Genomic DNA, 18,051 nt, shown 5'->3' with positions numbered 1-18,051 from the left:
GGGATGAAGGAAATACGGGAGAAAATAAACCAGAAAACAGGGGCTGAAACGAGGTGTAAAGCTGAAAAAACGGGCTTGCTAAAGCTATTGATCTATAGGGGATGCGTTATTATCCCGCCTTTGGTGTGAAATCAGGGTTGGATGCGGGCTTTAGGTGCTTTTTAGGTGCCAGAAGCAGATTTCAGAGCGCCTCTGGCCCAACTTCCCCATAATTGCTGATCAATAAAAAGGCGATGGAGCAACGAAGTTCGCTCATGCCCCAACTGGACCCCTGCATATGTTTGAAGCATTCCGTCGGTATTTTTCCACCGACCTGGCCATTGACCTTGGCACCGCCAACACCCTGATTTTCGTACGCGACCGCGGCATTGTGCTCGATGAGCCCTCCGTCGTCGCCATCCGCCACGAAGGCGGCCCCCAAGGCAAGAAGACCATCCAGGCCGTCGGCCATGAAGCCAAGGCCATGCTCGGCAAGGTGCCCGGCAACATCGAAGCCATTCGACCGATGAAAGACGGCGTGATCGCCGACTTCACCGTGACCGAGCAGATGCTCAAGCAGTTCATCAAGATGGTGCACCCGCGCAGCCTGCTCAAGCCCAGCCCGCGCATCATCATCTGCGTGCCTTGCGGCTCCACCCAGGTTGAGCGGCGCGCGATCCGCGAAAGCGCCCTGGGCGCCGGCGCCAGCGACGTCTACCTGATTGAAGAGCCGATGGCTGCCGCGATCGGCGCCGGCCTGCCGGTGTCGGAGGCCAGCGGCTCCATGGTCGTCGACATCGGCGGCGGCACCACCGAAGTCGGCGTGATCTCGCTGGGCGGCATGGTCTACAAGGGCAGCGTGCGCGTCGGCGGTGACCGCTTCGACGAAGCCATCATCAACTACATCCGCCGCAACTACGGCATGCTGATCGGCGAACCGACGGCCGAGGCCATCAAGAAGAGCATAGGCTCGGCTTTCCCCGGCTCGGAAGTCAAGGAAATGGAAGTCAAGGGCCGCAACCTCTCCGAAGGCGTGCCGCGCAGCTTCACGATCTCCAGCAACGAAATCCTCGAAGCCCTGACCGACCCGCTCAACAACATCGTCAGCGCCGTGAAGAACGCGCTCGAGCAGACGCCCCCCGAACTGGGCGCGGACATCGCCGAGCGCGGCATGATGCTGACCGGCGGCGGCGCCTTGCTGCGCGACCTGGACCGCCTGCTGGCTGAGGAAACCGGCCTGCCTGTGCTGGTGGCCGAGGACCCGCTGACCTGCGTCGTGCGCGGTTGCGGCATTGCGCTGGAGCGCATGGATCGCCTGGGTTCCATCTTCACTTCGGAATAAGCGCAACGCCGTATCTCATGCCGCGCGCCGGCATGAAGCGGGGCCAGCTTGACAGCGAACCATGCCCTTAGGAACCCTTGACAGATCCCCGCCGCCCTTTTTCAAGCAGGGGCCGTCGGCGCTGTCCAAGCTGATGTTCTTCAGCGCCTTGTCGCTGTTCCTGATGGTCGCTGACACCCGTTTTCGCATCACCCAGCCGGTGCGCGCCGTGCTGGCCACCGCGCTGTACCCGGTGCAATGGCTGGCGCTGCAGCCGGTGCGCGCCGTCCGCGGCAGCGGCGAGTACTTCACCACCCTGAACCAGGCCAAAACCGCCAGCGACGAAGCCGGCAAGAAGCTGGCGCTTCAGTCGCTGCGCGCCGGCCAGGTCGAGCAGCTCCTCCAGGAAAACAACCGCCTGCGCAAGCTGCTGGGCCTGCGCGAGCAGCTCAACACACCGGTCATGGCCGCCGAGGTGCTGTACGACGCGGCCGACCCCTACACGCGCAAGGTGATCATCGACAAAGGCATGGCGCAGGGCGTGGACCTGGGCTCGCCGGTGCTGGACGAGTCCGGCGTGCTGGGGCAGGTCACGCGCGTGCACCCTCTGGTCAGCGAAGTCACCCTGCTGGTGGACCGCGACCTGGCCATTCCCGTGCTCAACGTGCGCACCGGCGCGCGCAGCGTGGCCTATGGCGACCCCACGGTTTCCGGCAGCGGCCTGGAGCTGCGTTTCATGGGCAGCAATTCGGACGTGCAGCAGGGCGACCTGCTGACCACCAGCGGCGTGGACGGCGTCTACCCGGCCGGCCTGCCGGTGGCCAAGATCAGCCGCATCGAACGGCGCGCCGAGTCGGCTTTCGCCAAGATTTTCTGCACGCCCCAAGCGCTGGTGACCGGCGCGCGGCACGTCATGGTGGTCAAGCCCGGCACGGGCCTGATCCCGCCGCGGCCTGAGCCCGACGCGCCTGAAGCCGCACCGAAGAAGAAAGGGGCCGCTAAATGATCATGCGCTCCGGCCAGCAGCTGCTGCTGCCCGCCAACCCGGTGTTCATCTGGTGCAGCCTCATCGCGGCGCTGCTGCTGGACATGCTGCCCCTGGGCCGCGTGCCCTGGATGCCCGACTTCCTGGCGCTGGTGCTGGTGTTCTGGAACGTGCACCAGCCGCTGCGTGTGGGCATAGGCGTGGCCTTCATGTTCGGCCTGGGCATGGACGTGCACCAGTCCTCGCTGCTGGGCCAGCATGCGCTGTCGTACACGGCGCTGAGCTTTTTCGCCACCATGATCCACCGCCGCCTGCTCTGGTTCACCGTGCCTTCGCAGGCCCTGCAGGTGCTGCCGCTGTTCGCCATGGCACATGGCGTGGAGCTCATAATCCGCATGATAGGCGGCGGAATTTTCCCCGGATGGGTCATGCTGCTGGCGCCCTTGATCGAGGCGCTGCTGTGGCCCGTCGTCAGTGTGCTGCTGCTGGTGCCGCAGCGGCGCGCGCCCGACCCTGATCAGAACAGACCACTGTAGGTATGGCCCCCACGGTCGCTCACTTCGTGTGCTCCCTGCCCCCCGAGGGGGCCGCCCGCCTGCGGCCCGGCAAAGCCGGTTCCGCGGCTCATGCTGGCCTTGAACGGCTCGCTTCGCATCGCCTCTTCTTTCGTGGGGGAAATGGCGCGCCTTGCGGGCACTTTGTGCTGCCTGTAGAGTCGTACGGCCATGACTGAACTCCGCAACGTCGAAGCCGACCTGTCGCGTTTCCGCGCGCGGGTGCTGGTGGCCAGCTTGGTGGTGTTGTGCGCGTTTGCCTTGCTGGCGGCGCGGCTGGTGTACCTGCAGGTGTACCGCCATGCCGACCTGAACGAGCAGGCTGAAAGCAACCGCACGGCCATCGTGCCCATCGTGCCGAATCGCGGCCTGATCCTGGACCGCAACGGCATTGTGCTGGCGACCAATTATTCGGCCTACACGCTGGAGATCACGCCGTCCAAGGTCGAGAACCTCGAAGAAACCATTGCCGCGCTAGAAAAGGTGGTCGATATCCAGCTGCGCGACAAGCGGCGCTTCAAGCGCCTGCGCGAGGAGTCCAAGAATTTCGAGTCCCTGCCGATACGCACCCGCCTGACGGACGAGGAAGTGGCGCGTTTCGCGGCGCAGCGCTTTCGCTTTCCAGGCGTCGACATCAAGGCCAGGCTGTTCCGCAGCTATCCCTACGGCGAACTCGGCAGCCATGTGGTCGGCTACATAGGCCGCATCAACCAGGCCGAAAAGGAAAACATCGAGGGCAGCGACGACGAGGGCAACTACCGCGGCACCGACTACATCGGCAAGCTCGGTGTCGAGCAGAGCTTCGAGCAGCAGCTGCACGGCACCACCGGCGTCGAACAGGTGGAGACCTCGGCCGGCGGGCGCGCCGTGCGCAAGCTGGCCAGCAACCCGGCCACGCCCGGTAACACGGTGATGCTGTCGCTCGATATCCGCCTGCAGAAGCTGGTGGAAGACATGTTCGGCGACCGGCGCGGCGCGCTGGTGGCGCTGGACCCGAAAACCGGCGACGTCCTGGCTTTTGTCAGCAAGCCGACCTTCGATCCCAACCTTTTCGTCGACGGCATAGACACCGAGAGCTGGCAGGCGCTCAACGAGTCCATCGACAAGCCGCTGCTCAACCGCGCGCTGCGCGGCACCTACCCGCCTGGCTCGACCTACAAGCCCTTCATGGCCATGGCCGCGCTGCAGACCGGCAAGCGCTCGCCGACCTTCATCGTCAACGACAACGCCTCCTGGACTTTCGGCGGCCACACCTTCCGCAGCCACGGTGACATCGCATTGGGCGCGGTCGACATGTACCGATCCATCGTCAAGTCCAGCAATGTGTATTACTACTCGCTGGCCAATGAGCTCGGTGTGGACGCCATGCACGACTTCATGAAGCCGCTGGGCTTCGGCCAGATCACCGGCATCGACATCAACGGCGAGGTGCGTGGCGTGCTGCCCAGCCAGGAATGGAAGCGCAAGGCCTACAAGCGGCCCGAGCAGCAAAGGTGGTATCCCGGTGAAACGATTTCCCTGGGCATAGGCCAGGGCTACAACACCTTCACCATGCTGCAGCTGGCGCAGGCCACGGCGGCGCTGGCCAACGGCGGCGTCAAGCACAAGCCGCGCCTGGTCATCGGCACGCAGGACCCGGTCACGCGGGTGATGCACCCGCTGCAGGCCAGCCCGCCCGAGGACCTGGGCTACAAGCCGGAGAACGTGGCCATCGTGCGCAAGGCGCTGGTCGGCGTCACGCAGGAGGGCACCTCGGCGCGGGTGTTTGCCGGCGCGGGCTACCTCTCGGGCGGCAAGACCGGCACCGCCCAGGCCGTGACCATAGGCCAGAAAGACAAGTACAACGGCGCCAAGATGGAAGAACACCAGCGCGACCACGCGGTGTACATGGCCTTCGCGCCGGCCGAGGACCCCAAGATCGCGCTGGCCGTGATCGTGGAAAACGCCGGCTGGGGCGCCGGCGTGGCCGCGCCCATCGCGCGCCGGGTGTTTGACTACGTGCTGCTGGGCCAGTACCCCAGCGAAGAAGACATGGTGGCGGTGCAAAAGGGCTTGGCCGCCGCGCCCGTCGGCAAGCCGCGCCAGGCGGCCGAGATGGCCAGCCTGCTTTCAGCCCCGACCTCCGGGCCCACCACCGCCGCCGCAGCGGCGGCAGCCAAGGCCAAGGCGGCGGCCATCGCCGAAGCGCTCAGCAAGCTGGCCCCGCCCATGGCCGCGGCCGGCATCAATCCCGACTGAGCCCCCGGCTGTCGGGCGCCCCGGAAAACGACAGGCATAAAAAAAGCGCTGGGGTTACCAGCGCTTTTTGCAGCAGGGCATCTTGTGGAATGCCTTGTTGCCTGTGTGTACTTCTAATGGCTCTCTCGTGTCTCCTCGGCTCCTCGCGTTGCGAGCAGCAAGGCTCGTCAGCAAGTCGTCCAATGTAGCCCGCGCACTGACATAGTGCATTGGGGGTTTCCCGCCCCCGGGATTTTGCGGATGGGCGGCTGCAGCCCCTGGTGCGGCGTGCCACAGCATGGCGCCGGCGTGCACCGCGTGTACGCATTTGCACCGAAAACCGTCCAAATCTTCCCTATAAAGCGCTGGCATGACTTATGCCTGCTGCCTTCCGGTTGTTACCAATTGTTGGCTGACTGCAAGAAAGGCGGGCATGTATGCACCTGAAGAGCGTTATGGCGTGGGGCTTGTCGATCTGGATGGGCATAGCCTGCCAGCAGGCCATGGCGCAGGCTCCTGCCGCGCCGGCTGCCGCTCCCTCGGCGGCGGCTTCCGGCGTCGTTACCGAAGTTGCGGCGCCCGTCGCCGCTCCCGCGCCACCGCCGGCGGCTCTCGCGTCTGTGGCCGCAGCACTCGCCCCTGCTGTGCCGGCATCCGCGCCGCCGCCCGCAGCCTTGACCCGTCCCGGCCTGGTGGGGGCAGAGACCGTCAACGGCGCCGACACCGCCTGGATGATGACCTCCACCGCACTGGTGCTGCTCATGACGCTGCCGGGCATCGCCCTCTTTTACGGCGGCATGGTGCGCAAGAAAAGCGTGCTCAACGTCATGGCCTGCGTCGTTGCCATCTGCGCGGTGGTGAGCCTCCTGTGGTTCGCTGTAGGGTATTCGATCGCCTTTACGCCCGGCAGCAGTGCCTGGGGCCACTACTTCGGCGGCACCGAGCGCTTCTGGTTCGCCGGGCTGGATTACGTGAAGGACGCGCAGAAGGTCGCGGTCAGCCACGTCGCGCCCAACATCCCGGAATCGGTCTATGCGATGTTCCAGCTGACCTTTGCCATCATCACGGCGGCGCTGGTGGTCGGCTCCTTTGTCGAACGCATGCGCTTTTCCGCCATGCTGATCTTCATGTCGCTGTGGACGGTCGTTGTGTATGCCCCCATCGCCCACTGGGTCTGGGAGCCCAACGGCTGGCTGGCCCGCATGGGCGCGCTGGATTTCGCCGGCGGCTCCGTGGTGCACATCAATGCCGGCATCGCCGGGCTGGTCTGCGCCTACGTGCTCGGCCCGCGCCACGGCTACGGCCGTGAGCCCTTCACGCCCTTCAACCTGGGCTTGACCATGGCCGGCGCCGGCATGCTGTGGGTGGGCTGGTTCGGCTTCAACGCCGGTTCCGCGGTGGCTTCCGACGGCCGGGCGGGCCTGGCCATGGCGGTCACGCACATCGCGGCCGCGGCCGGCGCGCTGTCGTGGATGGCGGCCGAGTGGGCGGTGCGCGGCCGGCCCTCGCTGCTGGGCCTGTGCTCGGGCCTGGTGGCCGGCCTGGTTGCGATCACGCCGGCGGCCGGTTTTGTCTCGCCGCGCGCGGCGCTGGTCTTCGGCGTGGCCGCGGGGCTGGCCTGCTACTGGGGCGCCACCGGCCTGAAGCGCCTGCTGAACGCCGACGACTCGCTGGACGTGTTCGGCGTGCACGGGGTGGGCGGCATCGTGGGCTCGCTGCTCACGGGCGTGTTCGCCAGCAAGGCGATTTCGGGCGCGGAAGGCAGTGTGCTGACGCAGGCCATAGGCGCGGGCGCGGTCATGCTGTACAGCCTGTTCATGACGGCGCTGGCCTTGTGGGTCACCTCGCTGGTCGTCAGCCTGCGCGTCAGCGAAGCCTCGGAGAGCGACGGCCTGGACATCACCCAGCATGCCGAACGCCTTGGCACCTGATGTGCCGGCATTCACTTTGAAGGACACACACCATGCCTTCCAGCGAAAAAATCGCCATCGCCGCCCATCTCCACGTGTTGCTGCGCCGAAAGACCGGGCGGGTGACCGACACCGAGTGGATGGCCGGCAACCTTGAATACGCGGCCGAGATCGCGCGCTTTGCGCGCGAAAAGGCGGCCGAGGAGGGGCACCCCGACCTGGCCGTCTGGGCCGACAGGCTTGAAGAGATCATGGCCGTGCCCGACCCCAAGCCGCGCGTGCCGCTGGTCCAGATGGTGTCGGAGGCGGTGAAGGAGCGCGCCGCGCCCGTCATGGCGCCGCCGCCCCAGCCGGACCGCCAGAGCGCGCGCTCGATAGACACCGAGGAAGAGGTCTACCCGGAGTCCGGTTTTATCGAGTCGACCTTTGGCGCGATCTTCGGCGAAGAGGGCCAGCGCGAGCGCAGGCATCGCGACCCGAACGCGCCGCGTTATGTGAAGGGCCTGCGCTGAACTTGCCGGCTTACTGGGGCGGCCGAGCTTCCCGTGCGCGGTTCAGGCTGTGCGCCAGCATGTTGCGGGTGCGCCCGCGGATATTGGCGCTGGCCTCGTCCGCGAAGGCCGCCACATAGGGGTGGCCGGCGTTGTCCGCCAGGATGCTGCGCCGCACCTGCTCCAGGCCGGCATCGCAGGCGGCCAGGGCCATGTCGGCGAGCACAAAGACGGACCGGGCCGCATCGTCCTTCAGCGGCATCAGGGCCTTGTCCGCGCAGCGCTGGTACTCGTTGATGGCGGCCGCCACCGGCGCGCGGGCGATCGACAGCGGGTCATGGCTGGCCCTGGGCGCCGGGCTGCAGCCGGCCAGGGCCAGGAGCAGGGCGGCGACCAGGGGAAGGGGGAGAAGCTTCATGCGCCGCATTGTGTCATCGGCGCATGAACCCAGGCGGCTGGCGCCGTGCGGCAAGGATGTAAGGAAAATCGATTAAGGGTAAGCACAGCTGGCCTGCTGCAAACGCAAGCCTTAGCATGCAACTCAATAAACAAGGGGGAGCTTATGGCGCGTATTGCAATGACATCCACGGCATTGACCTTGGCCTTGGCGGCAAGCCTGCTGGGATCCAGTCCCGCGCAAGCCCAGGCCCCGGCTCCGGCCCAGCAACTGGTGCTGGGCATCAGCGAAGGCACTTCGGGTGGCCTGGACCATGCCCAGGTGATTGCCAAATACCAGGGCCTGGCCGAGGTGATAGGCCGGGCCATGAAAGCCAAGGTCAGCGTGGTGTTCGCGCGCGAATTCAAGCAGCTTGAAGAAGGCATGCAGACCGGCCGTTTCGACCTGGTGATGGCCCGCCCCAGCGATTACCCGGCGCGCGGCATGCGCGACTACGGCTACAGCTACATCGCCAGCACCAAGCCCGACGGGCAGTGCTTCATCATCGCCCCCAAGGGATCCGAGCTGAAGACGATCAACGACGTCAAGGGCAAGCGCATCGCCCTGCCCGAGCAGATCGCCTATATGTCGCGCTTCTGCGCCGCCGAGCTGCGTGACAAGGGCATCCTGGTGGACAAGGAAAACGTGCAGTTCGTGCGCGAACAGGCCGCTGTCGGCTTCTATCTGGACAACAAGTTCGCCGACGTAGGCGGCGTGGCCTCTTATTCGGGCATCGCCAAGAAATGGGAAAAGGACGGCGGCCGCATCCTGCACAAGAGCGTGGCGCAGCCCTACTTTCCGATGGTGGCGCACAAGCGCATCAAGCCAGAGCAACTCAAGGCCATCCAGGAAGAGTTGCTGGCCCTGCCCGGCAGCGATGCCGGCAAGGACGTGCTCAAACGCATCGGCATCGAACAATTCGACACCACGTCGGAGGCCCGCATGCGCGAGCTGCTCAAGTGGCTGAACATTTAGCCTAGCCAGGTCCAGGTCCAGTTTCCGGCGCGGCACCCAGCTGCCGCTGCTGTCTTCCTGGCCCGGCACGGGCCGCCGCCTTCCCTCGTCAACACCCTGCGCCGCGCGCCGGCGCCAGCCGTGCCGCTGGCCGAGCCCGCTCAAACCCTAGGGTTTTCACTGAAAAAAAGCGGCCTCGCTTCGTTGCATTAGTTATCATTCATAACCATAATCGACCTCACTGAAAATCTCCAAATGACCCAAAAACACCTCCAACTCGAAATGCGCGGCGACGTTGCCGTGATCCGCCTGGCCCGCCCCGCCAAACGCAATGCGCTGGGCGACGCCCAGGTGCTGGCCCTGCGCGACCTGTTTGAAAACCTGCCCGCCGGCGTCCGCGCCGCCGTGCTGCACGGCGAGGGAGACCACTTCTGCGCGGGGCTGGACCTCGGTGAACTCCAGGAGCGCGACGCCAGCCAGGGCCTGCACCATTCGCGCATGTGGCACGCGGCGCTGGACCGCCTGCAGTACGGGCCCGTGCCCGTGATTGCCGCCTTGCACGGGGCAGTGGTCGGCGGCGGCCTGGAACTGGCGAGCGCCTGCCACATCCGGGTGGCCGACGAGAGCACGTTTTACGCCCTGCCCGAAGGCTCGCGCGGCATCTTCGTCGGCGGCGGCGGCGCGGTGCGCATCCCCCGGCTGATAGGCGCGGCGCGCATGACCGACATGATGCTGACCGGCCGTGTCTACAACGCCCAGGACGGCGAACGCATAGGCCTGGCGCAGTACCTGGTGCCGCAGGGGCAGGCGTTCGACAAGGCGCTCGAACTGGCGACCCGCGTGGCGACCAATGCGCCCTTGACCAACTATGCCCTGATGCATGCCTTGCCGCGCATTGCGGAGCAGCCCGCCGACCAGGGCTACTTCACCGAAGCGTTGATGGCGGCGATCGCGCAAAGCGCGCCCGAGGCCAAGGGCCGCGTGAGGGACTTCCTGGACGGCAAGGCCGCCAAGGTGCAAAAAAGCTGAGCGGTGCCGGCGGGCCCGCATGAGGGCCCGGTGGGAAAGAGACGAAAAAGCCAAAGAGCCGAAAAGACAAAGAGACAGAAGAGACAACACCATCATGAGCGCCCTCAAATTCCGCCCCCTGCGCTTTGGCGTGACCCGTGCCGTCCTGCGCGAAGGCGCACCCGGCGTCGGCTACCTGCGTGCCGACCAGGACCTGAAAGACTACCCCGCCCGTATCACCGACCGGCTGCAGCATTGGGCGCAGGCCGCGCCCGAACGCAGCTTCATGGCGCGGCGCGAAAAACTCCCGGACGGCACGACGGGCGATTGGCGTCACCTCAGCTACGCCCAGGCCTGGGCGGCGGCCCGCGGCATCGCCCAGGGCTTGCTGGACCGCGGCCTGAGCGCCGAGCGGCCGGTGGTGATACTTTCCGAGAACGGCCTGGAGCATGCGCAGCTGGCCCTGGGTTGCCTGGTAGCCGGCGTGCCTTACGTATCGGTTTCGCCGCCGTATTCCCTGGTCAGCCAGGACTACGACAAGCTGCGCCATGTGCTCAAGACCGTGACGCCGGGCCTGGTGTTTGCCGCCGACGCCGAACGTTATGCCAAGGCCATCCAGGCCACGGTGGAGGCCGGGGTCGAGGTGGTACTGGCCGCCGGGCAGATGGAGGGGCGCGCCAGCACGCGCTTCGCCGACCTGGCCGCGACACCGGCGACGGCCGCGGTGGACCGCGCCATGCAGGGCACCGGGCCGGACACCATCGTGAAGTTCCTGTTCACCAGCGGCTCGACCAAGATGCCCAAGGCGGTGATCAACACCCAGCGCATGTGGTGCGCCAACCAGCAGCAGATGGCGCAGTCCATGCCGGTGCTGCAGGAGGAGCCGCTGGTGCTGGTCGACTGGCTGCCGTGGAACCACACCTTCGGCGGCAACCACAACTTCGGCATGGTGCTGTTCCACGGCGGAACGCTTTACATCGACGACGGAAAACCCACGCCAGCGCTGATGCACGAGACCCTGCGCAACCTGCGCGAGATCGCCCCCACGGTGTACTTCAACGTGCCGACCGGCTTTGAGGCGATCGCCTTGGCCATGAAGACGGACGCGCAGCTGCGGCGCCAGCTGCTGTCGCGCGTGAAGATGTTCTTCTACGCCGGCGCCGCGCTGGCCCAATCCGTCTGGGACAGCCTCTACGAGTCGCAGGAAAAGGAAATCGGGGAGCGCATCGTCATGGTGACCGGCCTGGGCATGACCGAGTCCGCGCCCTTTGCCATCTTCGTGACCAGCCCCGAGGTGAAGTCCGGCGACCTGGGCGTGCCCACACCCGGCATGGAACTCAAGCTGGTCGACATGCAGGGCAAAACCGAGGTGCGCTACAAGGGCCCCAACGTGTCCCCCGGCTACTGGCGCGCGCCGCAGGACACGGTGCAGGCCTACGATGAAGAGGGTTTCTTTTGCACCGGCGACGCCGTGAAGTGGATAGACGACGCGGACATCCACCGCGGCCTCCAGTTCGACGGCCGCATCGCCGAGGACTTCAAGCTCGCCACCGGAACCTTTGTCAGCGTCGGGCCCCTGCGCGCGAAGATTGTCGCGGCCGGTACCCCTTATGTGCAGGATGCGGTGCTCACTGGCATCAACCTCAAGGAGGTGGGCGCGCTGGTATTCCCCACACAGGCCGTGCGCGCGCTGGCCGGGTTGCCGCCGGACGCGCCCTGGCGGGAAGTGCTCGACAGCGCGCCGGTGCTGGCGCATTTCCAGGAGGTGCTGGACCAGCTCGCGCTCTGCGCTACCGGCAGCGCCAGCTGCATCGCGCGCCTGCACCTGATGCATGAGCCGCCCTCCTTCGACAAGGGCGAGGTCACCGACAAAGGCTCCATCAACCAGCGGGCCGTCCTCACGCAGCGCGCGGCGCTGGTGGAGGCCCTGCACGGCGACACCGCCCATCCCGTCCTGAAGCCGCGCGCGAGCTGAAGCCAGGCCCGCGGACACCCCACACCTCTCTAGACACAGCAGGATTTGCATGCAGCACAAAGGATTTTTCTCCGCCTTCCAGGACGTCTGGATGCTTGACGGCGTCAGAACGCCCATGGTCGACTACTGCGGCGCCATCGGCCACGTGTCGCCCACCGACCTCGGCATCAAGGCCGCGCGCGCCGTGCTGCAGCGCTCGGGCGTCAGCGCCGGCCATATCGACTCGGTGATCGCCGGCAACATGGCCCCGGGCGACTTTGAACAATTCATGCTGCCGCGCCACATCGGCCTGTATGCCGGGGTGCCCGTGGAGGTGCCGGCCATCATGGTGCAACGCATCTGCGGCACCGGTTTCGAGCTGTTCAGGCAAGCCGGCGAGCAGATCCAGAGCGGCGCGGCCAGCGTGGCGTTGGTCGTCGGCGCCGAAAGCATGACGCGCAACCCGATCGCTGCCTTCGAGCACCGCACCGGCTTCAAGCTGGGCGCGCCGGTCGGCTTCAAGGACTTCATGTGGGAGGCCCTCAAAGACTCGGCCGCCGGCATCGACATGATCCAGACCGCGGAAAACCTCGCCAAAAAATACGGCATCACGCGTGAAGCGGTCGACGAATTTGCCTCCAGCTCGTTCGCGAAAGCGGTGGCCGCACGTGAGGCGGGGTTTCATGCCGGTGAAATCGTGCCAGTGGTCACCGAGGCGTTCGAGCTTCCCGGCTACGCCGCGCGCGGCATACGCCTGCAGGGCAAGGTCATGGAAGTCGCGCAGGACACTCACGCGCGGCTGTCCCCCGTCGAGGTGCTGGCCAAACTCAGGGCGGTCCATGCCGGCGGGGTGCAGACCGGCGGCAACAGCGCGGCGCTGGTGGACGCGGCCGCGGCGGCCGTGGTGGCCTCCGGCGCCTACGTGAAAGCCCAGGGCGGCAAACCGCTGGCGCGTGTGGTGGCCGCAGCGGTGGTCGGTGTGCCGCCCGAGATCATGGGCATAGGCCCGGCCCCTGCGATCCGCCTGCTGCTGGAGCGCTGCGGCCTGACGCTGGACCAGATCGGCCGTTTTGAAATCAACGAGGCCCAGGGCGCGCAGACGCTGGCGGTGGCCCGCGAGCTGGAACTGGACCTGGGCAAGCTCAACGTCAACGGCGGCGCCATCGCCATGGGCCATCCGCTGGCGGTCACCGGTGTGCGCCTCACCATCACCGTCGCGCGGGAAATGCGGCGGGCGGGCGTGCGCTACGGCATCGCATCCGCCTGCGTGGGCGGCGGCCAGGGTATTGCCCTGCTGCTTGAAAACCCGGAGGCGGCATGAGCCTTCCCCAACAGACTCTGGAACACTGACATGAACATTCAAGGACTCGCGGCATTGGTGACAGGCGGCGGCTCGGGACTGGGCGAAGCCACGGCCCGGGAACTGGCGCGCCTGGGCGGCAAGATCGCCGTGCTGGACATCAACCTGGCCAACGCGGAAAAAGTCGCCGACAGCATACGCGCGGCCCATGGCGCCGACGCTGCGCTCGCTTGCCACTGCGACATCACCGACAGCGCCAGCATGCAGGCAGCGCTGGACAAGGCCGCCGCCGCGCACGGCCCGGCGCGCATCCTGATGAACATTGCCGGCATCGGTTCGGCAAAACGTGTTGTGGCCAAAGACGGCAGCCCCGCGCCGCTCGAAGACTTTGCCAAGGTCATCACCATCAACCTGGTGGGCACCTACAACGCGAGCCGCCTGTTTGCAGCCGCCTGCGCCAAACTGCCCCCGCTGGAGGACGGCCAGCGCGGCGTGATGATGTTTACCGCGTCGGTCGCCGCCTTCGACGGCCAGGTCGGGCAGCAGGCCTACAGCGCCTCCAAGGCCGGGCTGGCCGGCATGACGCTGCCCATGGCGCGCGACCTCGCGCAGCACGGCATCCGCGTCTGCACGGTGGCGCCCGGCCTGTTCGCCACGCCCTTGATGGCGCAATTGCCCGAAGCGGTGCAGGCTTCGCTGGCCGCCAGCATTCCCTTTCCGCCGCGCCTGGGCAAGCCCGAAGAGTTCGCGCAGCTGGCTGCGCACATCGTCAACAACGACCACCTGAACGGCGAAGTGATCCGCCTGGACGGTGCGCTGCGCATGGCGCCAAGGTGAGCCGCATGGAAAAAACCGTGGTCTATGAAGTGAAGGTCGCGTTCGGCGACTGCGATCCCGCGGGGATCGTGTTTTTCCCCAACTTCTCGCGCTGGATGGACGCCGCCTCGCTGAATTTTTTCGCCGCCTGCGGCGTCCCGCCCTGGCGGGAGCTGGTCAAGACCACCGGCATCATCGGCACGCCCCTGCTGGAGATCAACACCCGCTTCAGCCTGCCCGCCACCTACGGCGAAACCCTGAGCATCCACACCAGCGTGCAGGAGTGGCGGGACAAGGTCTTTTTGCAGAAACACGTGATCCGGCGCGGTGAGGACCTGATCTGCGAGGGCCTGGAAACCCGCGCTTTCTGCATACGCCACCCAGACAAACCCGAACGCATGAAGGCCATTGCCGTGCCCCCCGACATCCGCAGCCAATGCAGTTGAGCGGGCGCAGCTGACGCGCCCGGGCTGCCCGGCGCTTTTTCGCGGATTTTGCTTTTCGACCCGTGGACTTAACTACTACAAGGAGACATCTCATGCAAACACGTCGTCATTTTGTGCAGAGCGCCGCGGCGCTCTCGGCGGCCGCCCTCGCGCCGTTTCCGGCGCTGGCGCGGGCGCTCGAACAGGTCAAGATCCTTTACGGCTTTCCGGCCGGCAGCGCCGGCGACATCTGCGCGCGCCGCGTGGGCGACCGTTTCGGCGGTACCGCCTATTCCAAAAACAACGGCATCGTCGAAACCAAGACCGGCGCCGGCGGGCGTATCGCGCTGGAGTTGCTCAAGACGGCGCCGGCGGACGGCTCCGTGCTGGCGATGACGCCGTTCTCCTGCCTGTCGCTGTACCCGCACATCTACAAAAAATTGTCCTACGACCCCGCGGATTTCGTCGCGGTGGGGACCGCTTCCATGATTCACCATGGGCTGGCCGTCGGCCCGCTGGTGCCGGCCTCGGTCAAGACCGTGCATGACTTTCTCGGCTGGGCCCGGGCCAACCCGAAGGATGCCAGCTACGGCTCGCCGGCCGCCGGGTCGACCCCGCACTTCATAGGCGCCTTGCTGGGCCTGAACAACCAGGTGGAGCTCAAGCACGTGCCCTACCGCGGCTCGGTGCCCGGCGTGACCGACGTGGTCGGCGGCCAGCTCGCCGCGATGGTGACGCCTCACGGCGATTTCATCCCCAATCACAAGGCCGGCAAGCTGCGCATCCTGGCCACATCGGGAAAGCAGCGCTCGCCCTTCGTGCCTGAAGTGCCGACCTTCGCCGAGCAGGGTTTTGCCGACCTGACGGTGGAGGAGTGGTTCGGTTTTTACGCACCCGCGAAAACGCCCGCCGACATGGTGGCCGCGGCCAACGCCGCCATCAATGCCGCCATCCGGGACAAATCCGTCATCGATTCGCTCACGGTGGTCGGGCTGATTCCCTACGGCGGCACCGCGGACGACATGGCGTTCAGCCAGAAGCGCGAGTTCGATCGCTGGGGCCCGCTGATCAAAAAAGTCGGCTTCACCGCGGAATCCTGATGCAGAGATGGAGGGCCGGCCCTCGCGGGCCGGTCCGGGCGGCATTGGCATAATCGGGGTTAGCCTGGCCGCATGCCTGTGCCAGCAGCGTTGCCAGATAACGAAAGCGCCCTGATCCCCTATGCCCGCGTCGCCCAAACCCGCTCCCGCGGTAGAGGAGGTTGATACCTCCTATCTCGAAACCTTGATGGGCTACAACGCCACGCGTGCCTCCCTCAAGGTCATTGAGTTGTTCAGCAAACGCATGGCGGTCTACGACCTCAGGCATGTGGATTTCTCCATCTTGTCGCTGATCATGCACAACCCCGGCATCACCTCGCGCCAGCTGTGCGGCGCGCTGAGCATCCTGCCGCCCAACCTCGTCGGGAAAATCGTCGCGCTGGAAAAGCGCGAGCTGGTGCACCGCAGGCCGCACCCACAGGACGGCCGCGCCGTGGGGCTTTACCTGACCGATGCGGGCCAGGCCTTGATGCGGGATGCGGAAGGCACCGCCGTCAGCCTTGAAACAGAGGCGACCCAGCGCCTGAGCCCGGCGGAAAAGAAGACGCTGATGCGCCTTCTGCAAAAAATCTACCGCTGAACCGCATCGGGCACCGGCAGCCCTTGCTCAGATTCCGGCCTGGATCCAGGCCGCCGCTTTCTCGGCGATCATCAGCGTCGGCGAGTTGGTGTTGCCGCTGGTGATCAGCGGCATCACGCCGGCATCGACCACGCGCAGGCCGCGAATGCCGCGCACCCTGAGGTGCGAATCCACCACCGCCATCGGGTCATCGTCGCGTCCCATCTTCGTCGTGCCCACCGGGTGGAAGATGGTGGTGGCGATGTCGCCGGCCAGCCGCGTGAGTTCCTCGTCGGTCTGGAACTGCACACCGGGTTTGTACTCCTCGGGCTGGTATTTGGCCAGTGCGCTCTGGCCCACGATCTTGCGCGTCACGCGCAGCGAATCGGCCGCCACCTTGCGGTCTTCCGCCGTGCTCAGGTAGTTGGGCGCAATCGCCGGCGCATCCTCGAAGCGGCCGCTCTTGATGTGCACCGTGCCCCGGCTGGTCGGGTTGAGGTTGCAGACGCTGGCGGTGAAGGCGTTGAAACCGTGCAGCGGTTCGCCGAAAGCTTCCAGCGACAGCGGCTGCACGTGGTATTCGATGTTGGGATAGGGCTGGTCGGGTGAGCTTCGCGTGAACGCGCCCAGCTGGGAGGGCGCCATGCTCATGGGCCCGGTCTGGCGCAGTGCGTACTCCAGCCCGATGCGAGCCTTGCCCCAGAGCGAATTGGCCATGGTGTTGAGCGACAGGCCCCAGCGTTTGTCGCCCTGCACCTTGTAGACCGAGCGGATCTGCAGGTGGTCCTGCAGGTTGGCGCCCACGCCGGGCAGGTCCTGCAGCACCGGGATGCCGTGCTGCTGCAGCAGGGCGGCCGGGCCTATGCCCGAGAGCTGCAGGATTTGCGGCGAGCCTATGCTGCCCGCGCACAGGATGACCTCGCCCATGTGGCCGGAGTCGCGCGTCGAATGCGCGGTTACGCGCTCATCGCCCGCCCACACTTCAACGCCTGTGCAGCGCTGGCTGCCGTCCGGCTGCGGCGTGACCACCAGCTTGCAGACCTGGGCGTTGTTCCAGAGTTCAAAGTTGGGGCGTGCATAACAGGCGGGCCGCAAAAAGGCTTTGGCGGTGTTCCAGCGCCAGCCGTTCTTCTGGTTGACTTCAAAGTAGCCCACGCCTTCGTTGTCGCCGCGGTTGAAGTCGCTGGTGGCCGGTATGCCGGCCTGCTGCGCGGCTTCGGCGAATGCGTCCAGGATGTCCCAGCGCAGGCGCTGCTTTTCCACGCGCCACTCGCCGCCGGAGTTGTGATGGCGCAGCAGCTTCTGGTAGGGCTGGCTCTTGTCCTGCATCAGCTCGGGCGCCGTTCCGCGCGCGCCGTGCATCGCGTCGGCGCCCTTGTGGTGGTCTTCGTGCAGCTTGAAATGCGGCAGGGAGTTTTCCCAGCGCCAGGCCATGTCTCCGGTCAGCTGCGCCCACTGGTCGTAGTCGCGCGCTTGGCCGCGCATGTAGATCATGCCGTTGATGCTGGAGCAGCCGCCCAGGGTCTTGCCGCGCGGGTAGCGCAGCGCCCGGCCGTTGAGGCCGGCGTCGGGCTCGGTGTTGTAAAGCCAGTCGGTGCGCGGGTTGCCTATGCAGTACAGGTAGCCCACCGGGATGTGAATCCAGTGGTAGTCGTCCTTGCGGCCTGCCTCGATCAGCAGCACCCGCTTGGACGCGTCGGCACTCAGGCGGTTGGCTAGCAGGCAGCCCGCCGTGCCGGCGCCGATGATGATGTAGTCAAAAACCTGGCTTTCGTCTTGCATGGGTGTCTTGTCTCTTTGTTCTAGGCGGTGTTTTTCGCGGAAGCCGGGTTGGCGGCAGCAGCCGAAACACGCTGCGTGGCCCCATCCTGCCAGCCCAGCCTAACGCGGGGCTGACCGCCGCAGCATGGCCGATTGTGGCAAAAGCCGGGCTGCGGCGCGGAGGGGATTACCCGCTGCAGGCCGCGCGGCGTGGGATTCTGGCCGCCCTCCAGGTCTGGTGTAGGACCAGGGCGACAGCGCAAGGAGCGCGGTCGGCAATG

General features: G+C 66.3%; 16 protein-coding genes. 14 read left to right on the top strand and 2 right to left on the bottom strand.

Annotation, left to right across the window (positions count from 1 at the left end; translation table 11 throughout):
* Positions 1-277: 277 nt before the first annotated feature.
* From AC1D0O_RS15100 to AC1D0O_RS15075, 6 genes are all read left to right on the top strand, one after another.
* Entirely contained in the window at positions 278-1,321 is a 1,044-nt protein-coding gene (locus tag AC1D0O_RS15100; protein ID WP_007872262.1) for a rod shape-determining protein, read from the top strand.
* 61 nt (positions 1,322-1,382) lie between these two features.
* Complete coding sequence (gene mreC / locus AC1D0O_RS15095) at positions 1,383-2,306, top strand: rod shape-determining protein MreC (RefSeq protein WP_477654324.1); 924 nt, start codon at positions 1,383-1,385, stop codon at positions 2,304-2,306.
* Positions 2,303-2,821, top strand: a complete 519-nt coding sequence (gene mreD, locus AC1D0O_RS15090) for a rod shape-determining protein MreD (RefSeq protein ID WP_477654323.1) — start codon at positions 2,303-2,305, stop codon at positions 2,819-2,821. Before mreC ends, mreD begins: the two co-directional genes overlap by 4 nt.
* Positions 2,822-3,010: 189 nt before the next feature.
* Positions 3,011-5,077: a penicillin-binding protein 2 gene (mrdA, locus tag AC1D0O_RS15085; protein WP_477654322.1), complete on the top strand. Its 2,067-nt coding sequence runs from the start codon at positions 3,011-3,013 to the stop codon at positions 5,075-5,077.
* A gap of 434 nt (positions 5,078-5,511) precedes the next feature.
* Positions 5,512-6,987: an ammonium transporter gene (locus tag AC1D0O_RS15080; RefSeq protein WP_477654321.1), complete on the top strand. Its 1,476-nt coding sequence runs from the start codon at positions 5,512-5,514 to the stop codon at positions 6,985-6,987.
* 32 nt (positions 6,988-7,019) lie between these two features.
* Positions 7,020-7,478, top strand: a complete 459-nt coding sequence (locus AC1D0O_RS15075) for a hypothetical protein (protein WP_477654320.1) — start codon at positions 7,020-7,022, stop codon at positions 7,476-7,478.
* Between the two features lie 10 nt (positions 7,479-7,488).
* Here AC1D0O_RS15075 and AC1D0O_RS15070 read toward each other — a convergent pair whose 3' ends face one another.
* A complete protein-coding gene (locus AC1D0O_RS15070) occupies positions 7,489-7,875 on the bottom strand; it encodes a hypothetical protein (RefSeq protein WP_477654319.1) in 387 nt (128 codons plus the stop codon).
* Positions 7,876-8,019: 144 nt separating this feature from the next.
* Between AC1D0O_RS15070 and AC1D0O_RS15065 the strand changes: the two genes are divergently transcribed.
* From AC1D0O_RS15065 to AC1D0O_RS15030, 8 genes are all read left to right on the top strand, one after another.
* Complete coding sequence (locus tag AC1D0O_RS15065; RefSeq protein ID WP_477654318.1) at positions 8,020-8,868, top strand: phosphate/phosphite/phosphonate ABC transporter substrate-binding protein; 849 nt, start codon at positions 8,020-8,022, stop codon at positions 8,866-8,868.
* Positions 8,869-9,102: 234 nt separating this feature from the next.
* On the top strand, positions 9,103-9,876 hold the full coding sequence (locus AC1D0O_RS15060; protein ID WP_477654317.1) for a crotonase/enoyl-CoA hydratase family protein: 774 nt from the start codon (positions 9,103-9,105) through the stop codon (positions 9,874-9,876).
* Between the two features lie 94 nt (positions 9,877-9,970).
* Entirely contained in the window at positions 9,971-11,830 is a 1,860-nt protein-coding gene (locus AC1D0O_RS15055) for a feruloyl-CoA synthase (RefSeq protein WP_477654316.1), read from the top strand.
* Positions 11,831-11,879: 49 nt separating this feature from the next.
* Positions 11,880-13,130: a thiolase family protein gene (locus AC1D0O_RS15050; RefSeq protein WP_477654315.1), complete on the top strand. Its 1,251-nt coding sequence runs from the start codon at positions 11,880-11,882 to the stop codon at positions 13,128-13,130.
* Between the two features lie 30 nt (positions 13,131-13,160).
* The gene (locus tag AC1D0O_RS15045; RefSeq protein ID WP_477654314.1) at positions 13,161-13,946 is read left to right on the top strand and encodes an SDR family NAD(P)-dependent oxidoreductase; all 786 of its coding nucleotides are present in this window, start codon (positions 13,161-13,163) and stop codon (positions 13,944-13,946) included.
* Between the two features lie 5 nt (positions 13,947-13,951).
* A complete protein-coding gene (locus tag AC1D0O_RS15040; protein WP_436155774.1) occupies positions 13,952-14,371 on the top strand; it encodes an acyl-CoA thioesterase in 420 nt (139 codons plus the stop codon).
* A 92-nt stretch (positions 14,372-14,463) separates the two neighbouring features.
* Entirely contained in the window at positions 14,464-15,450 is a 987-nt protein-coding gene (locus AC1D0O_RS15035; protein WP_477654313.1) for a Bug family tripartite tricarboxylate transporter substrate binding protein, read from the top strand.
* 121 nt (positions 15,451-15,571) lie between these two features.
* Positions 15,572-16,030 (top strand): MarR family winged helix-turn-helix transcriptional regulator, encoded by a 459-nt coding sequence (locus tag AC1D0O_RS15030; protein ID WP_477654312.1) that lies wholly within the window; start codon positions 15,572-15,574, stop codon positions 16,028-16,030.
* Positions 16,031-16,057: 27 nt separating this feature from the next.
* Here AC1D0O_RS15030 and AC1D0O_RS15025 read toward each other — a convergent pair whose 3' ends face one another.
* Complete coding sequence (locus AC1D0O_RS15025; protein ID WP_477654311.1) at positions 16,058-17,791, bottom strand: GMC family oxidoreductase; 1,734 nt, start codon at positions 17,789-17,791, stop codon at positions 16,058-16,060.
* Positions 17,792-18,051 lie beyond the last annotated feature (260 nt).

The organism is Polaromonas sp. P1_F2 (assembly GCF_056405735.1).
This window is presented reverse-complemented; position numbering and strand designations above follow the sequence as displayed.

Bases quoted from the DNA above. Each gene is read 5' to 3' on its own strand.
- mreC (WP_477654324.1), top strand. From the start codon at position 1,383: ATGCCCTTAGGAACCCTTGACAGATCCCCGCCGCCCTTTTTCAAGCAG.
- AC1D0O_RS15045 (WP_477654314.1), top strand. From the start codon at position 13,161: ATGAACATTCAAGGACTCGCGGCATTGGTGACAGGCGGCGGCTCGGGA.
- AC1D0O_RS15075 (WP_477654320.1), top strand. From the start codon at position 7,020: ATGCCTTCCAGCGAAAAAATCGCCATCGCCGCCCATCTCCACGTGTTG.
- AC1D0O_RS15080 (WP_477654321.1), top strand. From the start codon at position 5,512: ATGGCGTGGGGCTTGTCGATCTGGATGGGCATAGCCTGCCAGCAGGCC.
- AC1D0O_RS15030 (WP_477654312.1), top strand. From the start codon at position 15,572: ATGCCCGCGTCGCCCAAACCCGCTCCCGCGGTAGAGGAGGTTGATACC.
- AC1D0O_RS15060 (WP_477654317.1), top strand. From the start codon at position 9,103: ATGACCCAAAAACACCTCCAACTCGAAATGCGCGGCGACGTTGCCGTG.
- AC1D0O_RS15035 (WP_477654313.1), top strand. From the start codon at position 14,464: ATGCAAACACGTCGTCATTTTGTGCAGAGCGCCGCGGCGCTCTCGGCG.
- AC1D0O_RS15055 (WP_477654316.1), top strand. From the start codon at position 9,971: ATGAGCGCCCTCAAATTCCGCCCCCTGCGCTTTGGCGTGACCCGTGCC.
- AC1D0O_RS15050 (WP_477654315.1), top strand. From the start codon at position 11,880: ATGCAGCACAAAGGATTTTTCTCCGCCTTCCAGGACGTCTGGATGCTT.
- mrdA (WP_477654322.1), top strand. From the start codon at position 3,011: ATGACTGAACTCCGCAACGTCGAAGCCGACCTGTCGCGTTTCCGCGCG.
- AC1D0O_RS15065 (WP_477654318.1), top strand. From the start codon at position 8,020: ATGGCGCGTATTGCAATGACATCCACGGCATTGACCTTGGCCTTGGCG.
- mreD (WP_477654323.1), top strand. From the start codon at position 2,303: ATGATCATGCGCTCCGGCCAGCAGCTGCTGCTGCCCGCCAACCCGGTG.
- AC1D0O_RS15070 (WP_477654319.1), bottom strand. From the start codon at position 7,875: ATGAAGCTTCTCCCCCTTCCCCTGGTCGCCGCCCTGCTCCTGGCCCTG.
- AC1D0O_RS15025 (WP_477654311.1), bottom strand. From the start codon at position 17,791: ATGCAAGACGAAAGCCAGGTTTTTGACTACATCATCATCGGCGCCGGC.
- AC1D0O_RS15100 (WP_007872262.1), top strand. From the start codon at position 278: ATGTTTGAAGCATTCCGTCGGTATTTTTCCACCGACCTGGCCATTGAC.
- AC1D0O_RS15040 (WP_436155774.1), top strand. From the start codon at position 13,952: ATGGAAAAAACCGTGGTCTATGAAGTGAAGGTCGCGTTCGGCGACTGC.